Origin of the sequence: Devosia sp., from assembly GCF_035944845.1 — a bacterium.
In the GTDB taxonomy this organism is placed as follows: domain Bacteria; phylum Pseudomonadota; class Alphaproteobacteria; order Rhizobiales; family Devosiaceae; genus Devosia_A.
Genome location: NZ_DASZAW010000090.1, coordinates 1 through 11347, shown reverse-complemented (window position 1 = coordinate 11347; position 11347 = coordinate 1). Strand labels below are relative to the sequence as shown.

Below are 11347 nucleotides of genomic sequence, written 5' to 3'. Positions count from 1 at the left end.
CAAGGCGGTCGCCTCGCTGGGCGCCTGGGCCGAAAAACGTCTGCGGGCGCACAGCGCCTTCCGGGGCCTCTGAAGCATGCTGAAAGTCGAAAACGTCAAGAAGGCCTTTGGCCCGGTCACCGTCCTCGACGGGGTGAACCTGACGGTGAACCCCGGTGAGGTGGTATCGATCCTGGGGTCGTCCGGCTCGGGCAAATCGACGCTGATCCGCTGCATCAACGGGCTCGAACAGCTCAATGCCGGCAAGATCACCGTCGACGATTTCGATGTGAGCAAGCCCAAGGAGCTGGCCGAGGCGCGCAAGCGCTCCGGCACGGTGTTCCAGCTGTTCAACCTCTACCCGCACATGACGGCGCTGCAGAATATCACGCTGGCGCCGATCGAGGTGCTGAAGCGCCCCAAGGCGGAAGCCGAGACAGAAGGCCGCGCGCTCCTCGCGCAGGTGGGCCTGGGCGATCGCGCCGATGCCTATCCGGCGCAGCTCTCGGGCGGGCAGCGGCAGCGCGTCGGCATCTGCCGGGCGCTGGCGATGAAGCCGCGCTATCTGCTGCTCGACGAAGTGACCAGCGCGCTCGACCCGGAAATGACTTCGGAAGTGCTCGATATCCTCGCCAAGCTCGCCAGGGACGGCACTACCATGGTGTTCGTGACGCACGAGATCGAGTTCGCGCGGCAGATCTCCAACCGCATCGTCTTTCTCGAGAAGGGCGTGCTGCTGGTCGACCTGCCCACCGACAAGTTCTTTGCAGCCGATGGCGGCCTCGCACAGCCGCGCGTCGCGCAGTTTCTCTCCAAGATGCGGAAAGACTGACCACCATGTTGTTCATCGCCAATGCGGAAGGCTGGCCCGGCATCCCGACGACCGTCGACATGCTGCGTTCGGGCAGCGACAGCCTGACGGCGATGGTCGCCGGGATCTCGAAGGTCGAGGCCGAGACCAAGGTGCGCAGCGTCGGCCATGGCGGCTGGCCCAATATGCTGGGCGTGATGGAATGCGATGCCGCGGTGATGGACGGCACCACCCGGGCGGTCGGCTCGGTGGGCGCCGTACCCGACACCATCCCGGTGGCGCGCCTCGCCCATGAGGTGATGAAGCAGTTGCCGCACGTGATGCTGACCGGCGACGGGGCCCGCCGCTTCGCCACTGAAACCGGTTTCTCGGTCGACGACGTGCTGCTCGAGGATAGCAAACGCGTCTGGTGGGAGCGGCTCGAGAAGGAAATGACTGCGGAGCAGAAGGCGGCCTTCCCGAATACGCCACTGGCGCCGCTCCTCAAGACCATCACCGACCCGGAGCGGGTGCGCGATACCACGGTCTATCTCAGCGCCGACCCCTCGCGCGGCATCCATGCCGCGACCTCGACCTCGGGCTGGGCCTGGAAATATCCGGGCCGGCTGGGCGACAGCCCGATCCCCGGCGCCGGCTTTTATGCCGACAGCCGCTATGGCGCGGCCGCCTGCACCCATACCGGCGAGATGACGATGCGCTGCGCCACCAGCCGCACCATCGTTCTCGCCATGAAGCTCGGCTACTCGCTCAGCGATGCGGTGAAGCTCGCGGTCGACGAACTCAACGAACTCACCGAGGGGTTCCTTGGCGGGGTGGTGATCCACGCCGTCGACGCCAAGGGCAACCATGAGGTGTTCAATTTCAGGTGCCAGGGCGAGATCCGCTACTGGCTCTGGGACGACTCGATGCCGGAAGCAGAACTCCGCGCAGCGAAGACTATCTGATCAAGGAGAGGAACAACCCATGAAGCGTATCCTGACTGCAATTGCCGCGCTGGCGCTCGTCGCCACCACGGCCGTCCCGGCCTTTGCCGGCATGCTCGACGACATCCGCGGCCGCAACGTGGTGCGCATCGGCGTGTCGCTCGGCGGCGAGCCGATCGGCTTCCGCGACGACCAGAACAACCCGGTCGGCTATGACGTCGACGTCGCCAACATGATCGCCGCCAAGCTCGGCGTGCCGGTGGAATTCACCGACGTGTCGGGTGACGCCCGCATCTCGATGCTGGTCTCGGGCCAGCTCGATATCGTCGTCGCCAACACCTCGGCGACGCTCGAGCGCGCCAAGTCGGTGAACTTCACGATTCCCTACAACCGTGCCGGCCTCCGCGTCATCGTCCAGGCCGACTCCGGCATCACCGATCTCGCCGGCCTTGCCGGCAAGAAGATCGTCGTCGGTCGCGGCACCACCGGCGAGACGTTCATCAAGAACGCCGTGCCGACCGCCGAGCTGGTCTATGTCGATCAGTTTGCGCCCGATGGCGTGCTGCAGCTGCAGCAGAAGCGCGTCGACGCGGCGATCGAAGACTCGTCGCTGCTCGACTACCTCGCCACCAAGAACCCGAGCCTCGTGACCCTGGCGGGTCTCTACTCGAACGATCCGATCGGCATTGCCGTCGCCAAGGGCGATCCGGAGTTCGTGCGCTGGCTCGACATGTTCGTGTCCGATTACATCCAGTCGGGCGCCTACGCGGCGAACTACAAGAAGTGGTGGGGCGAGACCGCCAACCCGCCTGAGCTGATCGCGCTCTGGTAAGAACCGGCAAGGGCGGCGTCCTTCTCCCTTTGCCGCCGCCTCCAGCCGACTGCCGGGCCGTCCCCCAAGACGGCCCGGACCCGTTTGTGGGGGTGGTGGTGGCAGCCGCCGCCTCCACTACCTTCATCGGTATCTAGGTGTGACGGTTGGGCAACCGATGTTTCCCCAGCACCGATGTCATCCCAGCGAAAGCTGGGACCCAACTCACAGCCCGCGCAGGTGGAAGCTTGGATCCCTGCTTCGCAGGGATGACATCGAGTATGAGGCGAGGATGGAGGTCTACTGCAAGCCTAACTCGTCTTCCGCGGCACGAACCGCGTCGGGATCAGCACCGGCGGCTGGCCGGGGGTGAATGCCGTGGGGTCGGCGAGGAAGCGCACCATGTGGCGCACGTAATCAGCCTTGTCGTAGCCGATGGACGAGATCGGGTAGGCATCGAAATCGGTCAGAGACAGGTTGTCGAAGCCATAGAGCCGGAAACGGGTCGGGCGGTTGCCCGGAAAATCCTCGCGGCAGACGTCGAGGATGCCCATGGCCATAGCGTCGGACGTGCAGAACACCGCATCGGGGCAATCGAAGCCGACCACCGCGGGCGCCGCGGCGTGCCCACTCTGATAGGAATAATCGCCCTGGACGGTCTGGACGAGTTCGATGCCATGTTGGTTGAACGCGCTGAGATAGGACGCGATACGCGCCTGTTCGACCAGCGAGGAGGCACGGCCGGTGACCAGAGCGGCGGTCTTGACGCCGTGCTGCGCCGCATCGGCGACGGCCTGATGGATGCCCATCGCCTCGTCGGGGATCACCGTCGGCGACAGCCGGTCGTGGCGGCCGTTGAGCATCACCACCAGATCGGAGCGGAACATCTTGCGCACCGTCTCGGCATCGGCGAAATCGGAGAATACCAGCGCCGCATCGACATGGTAGGCGACGCCCTGGCGCAGGAACTCCTCGACCTTGTCGACCGAGCCGACGCGGATGAGGATCACCTGCTTGCCGATGGCCTGGGTTTCAGCCAGCAGCCGATCGAACAGGTCGAGATCGGAAAGGTCGTGGATGTGGTTGACCACCACGGCGATCAGGTTGACGGTCTTGGTGGTGAGGCTCTGCGCCAAAAGGTTGACGCGATAACCGAGCTCGGCTGCCGCCTGCAGCACCCGCTCGCGCTTTTCGGCCGAGACCGGACGCTTTTCGGACGAGAGCGCACGGGAGGCGACGGCGCGGGAAACACCGGCGAGGGCCGCGACATCGTCGATCGTAGGGGTCGCCTGCTGCCGGGCCTGTTCAACCATTATCCGCCATCGCACCTTTCGCGCGGCCCGAGTCGGCCGCGTTCGACGAAGGTAGATGCCTGCTCGTTAGAAAGCACTCAACAGTGATGATTATCTGCTTCGATATTGGCGGTTCCGGGATCAAGGCGGCGCTGGCCAGAAGCCCCTCCGAGCTGACGCCACTGGGCCGGGTGCCGACGCCACTCGACGACTTTGCGGCTTTTGTCGGTGCGATCCGCGGCGTCGCCGACGCCGCCGGTGCGCCGGCAGGCACGCCAATCGCCATCTCGATCACCGGGGTGGTCGATCCGGCTACCGACAGCATCACCGTCGCCAACATCCCCTGCGCCGATGGCCGACGCCTCGGCCCCGAACTCGCAGCGGCGCTCGGCCGGCCGGTGTTCGTCGCCAACGACGCCGACTGCTTCGCGCTGGCCGAAGCGGTCGAAGGCGCCGGACGCGGGCACCGCATCGTCTTCGGGGCCATTCTCGGCACCGGGGTGGGCGGCGGTATCGTCGTCGACGGGCATATCGTCAACGGTGCCGGCGGCTTTGCCGGCGAGTGGGGGCACGGCCCGGTCGCCGCGACGTCGGCCGGCAACCCACCCATCGCCATTCCGCGCTTCCCCTGCGGCTGCGGCCAGGCCGGCTGCGTCGACACGGTCGGCGCGGCGCGCGGCATGGAACGGCTGCACAAGCACCTCTTCGGCATCGAACTCCCCAGCACCGCCATTGTCGAGGCGTGGCAGGCCGGGGACGCCGAGGCGGCGCGCACCATAGACGTGCAGATCGACCTGCTCGCCGGGCCGCTGGCATTGGTGCTCAATGTGGTCGGCGCCAGCATCGTCCCGGTCGGCGGCGGGCTCGGCAAGGTGGCGGAGTTCGTTGCGCTGCTCGATGCTGAAGTGCGCAAGCGCATCCTGCGGCGGCTCAGCCTGCCGCTGGTGGTGCCCTCGCGACTCACGCTAGAGCCCGGCCTCGTCGGGGCCGCCATCCTCGGCTTTACGGAGAACGCCGCGTGACCAACCGCCTGCTCGAAGTCTGTGTCGCCGATCCGCAAAGCCTCAAGGCCGCCATTGCCGGCGGCGGCGACCGGATCGAGCTTTGCTCGGGGCTCGAGCTGGGCGGGCTCACCCCATCGGCCGGGCTGATGCAACTTGCCGCGGCCGCGCCGATTCCGGTTTACGCCATGGTCCGGCCGCGCAGCGGCGACTTCGTCGCTGACGATGCCGACCTCGATGCCATGCTCGGCGATATCGACGCCATCCGAGGCGCGGGCCTGGCCGGGGTGGTGCTGGGGGCGTCGCGGCCCAATGGCGAGCTCGATCTCAAAGTGCTGGGTCGGCTTATGCAGCAGGCCGAAGGACTCGGCGCGACGCTGCACCGCGCCATCGACCTGGTGCCGGATTTCGCCGAGGCGACCGAAGCGGCGATCTCGCTGAAGTTCGAGCGCATCCTTACCTCGGGTGGCGTACATGTGGCGCTCGATGGGGTCGACAATATCGCGACGGCGCTCGCCACCGCCCGCGGCCGCATCAAGATCATGGCGGGGTCAGGGCTGACGCCCGCCAATGTCGGCGCGCTGCTAGCGGCCGTGCCGGTCGACGAAGTGCACAGTTCCTGCGCCTCGGCAGGGCCGGCGAGCAGCGCTCCGGCAGTGCGGCTGGGTTTTGCGGCGGAGACCCGGCGGCGCACCGACCCGGCCGTGGTCCGGGCGTTCAAGGCGGCGATGGCGGGGTAGGGATTACTGGAGGGCTTGATCCCACCTCCCCACCGGTTGTCATCCCAGCGAAAGCTGGGACCCATCTATCAGTCGGCGCAAGTGGCGGGTTGGGTCCCAGCTTTCGCTGGGATGACACCGAGTTTGGGGTGGCAGCAGTGGCCCTTGTGTCCCCCCTCACCCGAACAGCAATATCCCCCACAGCCCGATGGCGCCGACGAAGATGCGCCAGTAGGCGAAGATCGCGAAGCCGTGGCGCGAGATGTAGTCGAGCAGGTACCGCACCACGAAGAAGGCGGTGACGAAGGCGGCGGCGAAGCCGATGATCACGGCGGCGCCGAGCTCGGCGGTGATGAAATCGCGGCTCTTGTAGAGATCGTAGAGGAACGCCCCGCCCATGATCGGCATGGCGATGAAGAAGGTGAACTCGGCGGCCGAGCGCTTGTCGGTGCCGAGCAGCAGCGCCCCGACGATGGTCGAACCGGAGCGCGACACGCCAGGGATCAGCGCCAGCACCTGGAACAGCCCGATATAGAGGCAGAGCAGCGGCGGGTAGTTGTAGATATCTGTGTACTTCGGCGTGAGCTTCAGCTGGTCGACATAGAGCAGGATGATGCCGCCGACGATCAGCGAGACGCAGAACACCACCGGCGTCTCGTAGATCACCGTCTTGATGAAATCGTGCAGCAGCACGCCGGCGATGGCCGCCGGGAACGAGGCGAGGATAACCCCCAGGATGAAGCGCAGAGCCCCGGGTTTCCGCGCGATTGCATCCTTGGCGATGCCGAGCAGGCGCTGGAAATACACCACGAGAATAGCGAGGATGGCGCCGAGCTGGATCAGCACCTCGAACACCCGGCCCGGACTGTTGAAGCCGAGGAAGTGTCCCGCAAGCAGGATATGGGCGGTCGAGGAGACCGGTAGGAATTCGGTAAGGCCCTCGATAATCCCTAGGATCAGCGGCACAAAAAGACCTTGATCGGCGTTCATCTGATCCCCTAACTCATCCCACCGGAAGGGCGGCAAGCGTGGCATCTAGCGCGATTTGCCCGGGCCCGCCAAGGATCGGCAAGGATCGTTTCACCGCATGCCACGGTTGCTCCAGCACAGGCTCGACCCCTCCTCCCGCCTCGCCCGGCTGATGTTCGCCGAATATGGCGTCGGCATCGACCTCGAAGACATCAAGCCCTGGCGGCGCGAGCCCGCGCTGCTCGAGGTCAACCCGGCAGCGACGGTGCCGATCCTCGCCGAAGACGGCGAGCCACCGGTGGTGGGAACGCTGGCGGTGATCCACGCGATCGAGGACCGCTATGTACCGGCGGCGGTCGCCGGGCTGTTCCCTTCGCATACGGTGCTGCGCAACGAGATGTGGCGGCTGCTCGAATGGGTGCTGGTCAAACTCAATGACGAAGTGACCCGCTATGTGCTCGAGGAAAAGATCGTCAAGCGCGACCAGCGCGGCATGACGCCGGAGCCAGGTGTGCTGCGTGTCGCCAAGGCCAACCTTGCCGAGCACCTGCACTATTTCAACTGGCTGTTTGCCACCCGGCACTGGATTGCCGGCGATACCATGACGCTCGCCGACTTTGCGCTCGCCGCGCACCTCTCGAGCCTCGACTACCTGGGCGACGTGCAGTGGGATACTTCGCCCGAAACCCGCCAATGGTACGCCCGCATCAAATCGCGGCCGGCCTTTCGCACGTTGCTGAACGACCGGGTGGCCGGGATGCCAGCAGCAGCGGGTTATGCGGACTTGGACTTCTAGTCCGTTCCCTGTGCTAGCCTTGTGGCACGGTGTCAGTCCCGCGAAGGCGGGAACCTCGGTATTCCTTAGGGCACCGCAAACGGAGATCCCCAATTTGGCGGGGATGACCCTGTGACAGCAGCGCGAGACCAGATCGCCCTCATCGCTGAACTCAGGCACCGCGCCAAAGCCCTCGGCTTCGATGCGTTCGGCGTGGCAAGGGCCGATGCGCGGCCGGACCTGCCGCAAAAACTCGACACGGCGCTGGCCCGTGACTGGCACGGCGAGATGGCATGGATAGCCGAAACCGCCGAGCGGCGCGGGGCGCCCGAGGCGCTGTGGCCCGAAGCGCGCTCGGTGCTGATGCTGGGGATGAATTACGGCCCCGACAGTGACCCGATGGCCGACCTCGAGCAGCGTTCGCTCGGCAATATTTCGGTCTACGCCCGCAACCGCGACTACCACGACATCATCAAGGGCAAGCTCAAGGAGCTGGCGGGGCTGCTGAGCCGCCGCACTGGTGCCGAAGTGAAGGTGTTCGTCGATACCGCCCCGGTGATGGAAAAGCCGCTCGGCGAGGCCGCCGGCATCGGCTGGCAGGGCAAGCACACCGTGCTGGTCAGCCGCACACATGGCTCCTGGCTGTTCCTCGGCGCCATCTTCACCTCGGCCGAACTGCCGGCCGGTGAACCGCATGCCGAGAGCTGCGGCAATTGCCGGCGCTGCCTCGATATCTGCCCCACCAACGCCTTCCCGGCGCCGTTCCAGCTCGATGCGCGACGCTGCCTCAGCTATCTCAATATCGAGCATCCCGGGCCGATCCCGCTGGAGTTCCGCGCTCCGATGGGCAACCGCGTCTATGGCTGCGACGATTGCCTCGCCGTCTGCCCGTGGAACAAGTTCGCCTCGGAGACGCACGAGATGAAGCTCAAGGCGCGGGACGAGCTGAAGGCGCCGGCGCTGCGTGAGTTGCTGCAACTCGACGATCGGGGCTTCCGGGCACTGTTCGCCGGCTCGCCGATCAAGCGGATCGGCCATGCGCGGTTTCTGCGGAACGTGCTGATCGCTGCCGGCAATTCGGGCGACGCGGCGCTGGTGCCATTGGCCGAAGCGCGGCTTGCCGACCCTGAGCCACTGATCCGCGGTGCGGCGGTGTGGGCGGTCCGGCGGCTTGTGACGAAAGCGCGCGCGGATGCACTGGCGCTTGCGTTTTTGCCCGATGAAGGCGACATCAGCGTCCAGGCAGAGTGGAGCGCGGCCGTCCAGCCGGCGCGTGCGAACTAGAGTTCTATTGGAAATGCGCCTGTTCTTCTTCGGCATGGGTTACTCATCGCGCGCCACTGCCCGCGCCCTGCACCTGCTGGCCGACCCCCAGATACCCGTCGCCGGCACGACCCGCAGCGCCGAAGCCGCGGAATCGGAGGCCGATTCGGCGTACCGGATCCACGTGTTCGATGGCGAAGTGGCGGGCACGACGCTCAGCGAAGACCTCAGGGCAGCGACGCATGTCATCCTCTCGATCCCGCCCGACGAGCGCGGCGATCCGGCGCTGAACCTGCATCGTGCCGATCTCGATGCGGCGCCGAACCTCGAGTGGATCGGCTATTTCTCCACCGTCGGGGTGTATGGCGATTTCGGCGGTGAATGGATCGACGAGGAGGCGCCGACCCGGCCGCTGAACATCCGCTCCAAGCAGCGGGTCGAGGCCGAAGAGGCGTGGCGCGACTACGCCAGGGAGCGCGGCGTGCCGCTGTTCATCGTGCGGCTGGCCGGCATTTACGGCCCCGGCCGCTCGGCCTTCGACAAGCTGCGCGAGGGTACGGCGCGCCGCATCGTCAAGCCGAACCAGGTGTTCAACCGCATCCATGTCGCCGATATCGGCCGGATCACGGCGCGCGCTGCGCTGAGCGATCTCGAGGGCACCTACAACCTCGCCGATACCGAACCGGCGCCGCCGCAGGATCTCGTCACCTACGCCGCCCATGTCATGGGGATCGCGCCGCCGGCCGAGGTGCCGTTCGAGACCGCTGAGATGACGCCGATGGCGCGGAGCTTCTACTCGGACAACAAGCGCGTTTCGTCGAAGAAGGTGCTGGCGACGCTGGGCGTCGGCCTGCTCTATCCGACCTATCGCGAAGGTCTCGACGCCATCTGGAAAGGCCGGCAATGAGCAGTCCAAAACCCGCCACCCCGCCGCAGCGCGTGGTGCTTGAGGGTCGCTATGTGCGGCTCGAGCCACTGAGCCTGGCGCACGCACCGGACCTGTTCGAAGCCTCGAACGTGCCTGATGGCGACGTTCGTTTTGCCTATCTCGGCGACTATGCGCCCAGGACTGAGGCCGACACCGAGGCGTTCATCCAAAGCGTCCTCGGCAAGGCCGACCCGATGCTCTTCGCCGTGATCGACAAATCGACGGGCAAGGCCGGTGGCCGGCAGGCGCTGATGCGCATCGTGCCTGAGCACGGCGTTATCGAGATCGGCTCGATCTACTGGGGTCCGGCCATTGCCCGCACGCCGCGCGCCACCGAGGCGCTCTACCTGTTCGCCCGGCACATCTTCGAAGACCTCGGCTATCGCCGCTTTGAGTGGAAGTGCAACGATCGGAACGAGCCGAGCAAACGCGCCGCGAAGCGCTTCGGCTTCACTTACGAGGGGCTGTTCCGCCAGCACATGATCGCGAAAGGCGAGAACCGCGACACCGCCTGGTTTTCGATGCTCGACAGCGAATGGCCGGTGAGGAAGGCCGGGTTCGAGCGCTGGCTCGAGCCGGGCAACTTTGACGCGGGTGGGCAGCAGAAGACGGCGCTGCGGTTTGGGTGAACCAGGTTAGCCGGAGGCTGTGGACCCCCACCCTTGATCCCTCCCCGCAAGGGGGAGGGAGACGCAGGCTGTGATGCCAGTGATTTGGTCGCCCTCCCTGGCGGGGAGGGGACAGGGGTGGGGGGGCAGCCCGCGCCGGCTCAGCCGTTCAGCACCTAAAGCGCCAGTGTCAGCTGCTCGGGCGGCGCGGTGATCTCGCGGGCCACCGCAGCCTTCAGCAGTTCGAGGTCCTCGGGGCGGCTCAGCCGATGGTCGCCATCGGGGATCAGGGTGAAGGTCACCGGGTCGGTGAGCAGGTGCTGCACCAGCCGCATGGCGTGCTCGCGCGGCACATCGGGATCCTTGCCGCCCTGCAGGATCGTCACCGGTGCGCCGACGTCGATGCCGCGGCCGAACATCAGATGATGCTGGTTGCCGTCCTCGATCAGCCTGGCCGTATAGGGATAAGGCTCGTCGGAATATTGCGAGGGCCGTTGCACCACGCCGTCGCGTTTGAGCGCCGCCAGCTGCGCTTTGCTCATCCGCTTGGTCATCAGCTCGGCGGTCGCATCGACCGCCGGAGCGATCAGCACCAGCGCTTTCACACGGTCGCCCTGCCCTTGCCGGCGCAGTTGGCGCGCCATCAGCAGCGCCAGCCAGCCGCCGAGCGAAGAGCCGACGATCACCTGCGGCCCCGAGGTGGTGGCGAATACCGCGAGCGATTCCTCAAGCCAGCGGCTCACCGTGCCATCGAGGAAGTCGCCGCCCGAGAGGCCGTTGCCGGAGTGATCGAGGCGGGTGACGGCAAGGCCCTGCTCGGCGCCGAACGCATCGAGCGCCGAAGCTTTGGTGCCGCCCATATCGGAACGGTAGCCGTTGAGCCAGAAAATGCCGGGGGACTTGCCGGACCGCCGCAGCATGGCGATGCGGCGCGCTTGGCTGCCCTCGCCCACTTCCAGGTATTCAACCTCGGGCTCCATGCTGGCCGACTCCATTTTCCGTGCCCGGCCTTTTGCCCCGCGTTAGCCTTCGCGGCAACAGTTTGTCATCAAACCGCGCCTTGCTGCTGTTTCTTGTCTGTTCCGGTGTTGACTTATGGCCGACGCAGCACGATTTTAGCCGCGATATCCCGCCGCTCCGGTAACAATCGAAGGATCGCCTCCCATTCGTCGTCCCATGAGACCCGTCGCGCCCCAGAAAGATGGGCCGCAATCTAACGAAGATATCTCCTCCCCCGATGTCCAGCTGATTGATGCCGAAGGCGCCAA

Annotated in this window: 12 protein-coding genes; 9 read left to right on the top strand and 3 right to left on the bottom strand. The window is 66.2% G+C overall.

From position 1 onward, the window contains the following. The first annotated feature begins 76 nt into the window (after positions 1–76). The 3 genes from VGV07_RS17945 to VGV07_RS17935 are packed head-to-tail and all read left to right on the top strand — an operon-like array spanning position 77 to position 2545. Positions 77–811 (top strand): amino acid ABC transporter ATP-binding protein, encoded by a 735-nt coding sequence (locus VGV07_RS17945; protein ID WP_326870095.1) that lies wholly within the window; start codon positions 77–79, stop codon positions 809–811. 5 nt (positions 812–816) lie between these two features. Further along, on the top strand, positions 817–1734 hold the full coding sequence (locus tag VGV07_RS17940) for an isoaspartyl peptidase/L-asparaginase (RefSeq protein ID WP_326870094.1): 918 nt from the start codon (positions 817–819) through the stop codon (positions 1732–1734). A 19-nt stretch (positions 1735–1753) separates the two neighbouring features. Beyond that, complete coding sequence (locus tag VGV07_RS17935) at positions 1754–2545, top strand: transporter substrate-binding domain-containing protein (RefSeq protein ID WP_326870093.1); 792 nt, start codon at positions 1754–1756, stop codon at positions 2543–2545. A gap of 290 nt (positions 2546–2835) precedes the next feature. Here VGV07_RS17935 and VGV07_RS17930 read toward each other — a convergent pair whose 3' ends face one another. Then, positions 2836–3837: a LacI family DNA-binding transcriptional regulator gene (locus VGV07_RS17930; protein WP_326870092.1), complete on the bottom strand. Its 1002-nt coding sequence runs from the start codon at positions 3835–3837 to the stop codon at positions 2836–2838. 86 nt (positions 3838–3923) lie between these two features. Between VGV07_RS17930 and VGV07_RS17925 the strand changes: the two genes are divergently transcribed. Both VGV07_RS17925 and VGV07_RS17920 read left to right on the top strand, forming a co-directional pair. Further along, on the top strand, positions 3924–4838 hold the full coding sequence (locus tag VGV07_RS17925) for an ROK family protein (RefSeq protein ID WP_326870096.1): 915 nt from the start codon (positions 3924–3926) through the stop codon (positions 4836–4838). Beyond that, positions 4835–5557 carry a copper homeostasis protein CutC gene (locus VGV07_RS17920; protein WP_326870091.1) on the top strand — a complete coding sequence of 241 codons (723 nt, stop codon included), beginning with the start codon at positions 4835–4837 and terminating at the stop codon, positions 5555–5557. Before VGV07_RS17925 ends, VGV07_RS17920 begins: the two co-directional genes overlap by 4 nt. A gap of 156 nt (positions 5558–5713) precedes the next feature. On the opposite strand, the gene VGV07_RS17915 is transcribed toward VGV07_RS17920, so the two are convergent. After that, positions 5714–6526: an undecaprenyl-diphosphate phosphatase gene (locus VGV07_RS17915; RefSeq protein ID WP_326870090.1), complete on the bottom strand. Its 813-nt coding sequence runs from the start codon at positions 6524–6526 to the stop codon at positions 5714–5716. Between the two features lie 97 nt (positions 6527–6623). Between VGV07_RS17915 and VGV07_RS17910 the strand changes: the two genes are divergently transcribed. The 4 genes from VGV07_RS17910 (at position 6624) to VGV07_RS17895 (ending at position 10100) form a co-directional block, all read left to right on the top strand. Beyond that, positions 6624–7301: a glutathione S-transferase family protein gene (locus VGV07_RS17910; protein WP_326870089.1), complete on the top strand. Its 678-nt coding sequence runs from the start codon at positions 6624–6626 to the stop codon at positions 7299–7301. 111 nt (positions 7302–7412) lie between these two features. Further along, on the top strand, positions 7413–8564 hold the full coding sequence (queG, locus tag VGV07_RS17905) for a tRNA epoxyqueuosine(34) reductase QueG (RefSeq protein ID WP_326870088.1): 1152 nt from the start codon (positions 7413–7415) through the stop codon (positions 8562–8564). Positions 8565–8577: 13 nt separating this feature from the next. Continuing rightward, positions 8578–9450, top strand: coding sequence for an SDR family oxidoreductase (locus VGV07_RS17900; RefSeq protein WP_326870087.1), 873 nt, complete (start codon positions 8578–8580; stop codon positions 9448–9450). After that, the gene (locus tag VGV07_RS17895; protein ID WP_326870086.1) at positions 9447–10100 is read left to right on the top strand and encodes a GNAT family protein; all 654 of its coding nucleotides are present in this window, start codon (positions 9447–9449) and stop codon (positions 10098–10100) included. Before VGV07_RS17900 ends, VGV07_RS17895 begins: the two co-directional genes overlap by 4 nt. A gap of 155 nt (positions 10101–10255) precedes the next feature. Here VGV07_RS17895 and VGV07_RS17890 read toward each other — a convergent pair whose 3' ends face one another. Then, positions 10256–11059 carry an alpha/beta hydrolase gene (locus tag VGV07_RS17890; RefSeq protein WP_326870085.1) on the bottom strand — a complete coding sequence of 268 codons (804 nt, stop codon included), beginning with the start codon at positions 11057–11059 and terminating at the stop codon, positions 10256–10258. Between the last annotated feature and the right edge of the window lie 288 nt (positions 11060–11347).

Bases quoted from the DNA above. Each gene is read 5' to 3' on its own strand.
- VGV07_RS17925 (WP_326870096.1), top strand. From the start codon at position 3,924: ATGATTATCTGCTTCGATATTGGCGGTTCCGGGATCAAGGCGGCGCTG.
- VGV07_RS17935 (WP_326870093.1), top strand. From the start codon at position 1,754: ATGAAGCGTATCCTGACTGCAATTGCCGCGCTGGCGCTCGTCGCCACC.
- VGV07_RS17930 (WP_326870092.1), bottom strand. From the start codon at position 3,837: ATGGTTGAACAGGCCCGGCAGCAGGCGACCCCTACGATCGACGATGTC.
- VGV07_RS17890 (WP_326870085.1), bottom strand. From the start codon at position 11,059: ATGGAGCCCGAGGTTGAATACCTGGAAGTGGGCGAGGGCAGCCAAGCG.
- VGV07_RS17940 (WP_326870094.1), top strand. From the start codon at position 817: ATGTTGTTCATCGCCAATGCGGAAGGCTGGCCCGGCATCCCGACGACC.
- VGV07_RS17910 (WP_326870089.1), top strand. From the start codon at position 6,624: ATGCCACGGTTGCTCCAGCACAGGCTCGACCCCTCCTCCCGCCTCGCC.
- VGV07_RS17900 (WP_326870087.1), top strand. From the start codon at position 8,578: ATGCGCCTGTTCTTCTTCGGCATGGGTTACTCATCGCGCGCCACTGCC.
- VGV07_RS17915 (WP_326870090.1), bottom strand. From the start codon at position 6,526: ATGAACGCCGATCAAGGTCTTTTTGTGCCGCTGATCCTAGGGATTATC.
- VGV07_RS17945 (WP_326870095.1), top strand. From the start codon at position 77: ATGCTGAAAGTCGAAAACGTCAAGAAGGCCTTTGGCCCGGTCACCGTC.
- VGV07_RS17895 (WP_326870086.1), top strand. From the start codon at position 9,447: ATGAGCAGTCCAAAACCCGCCACCCCGCCGCAGCGCGTGGTGCTTGAG.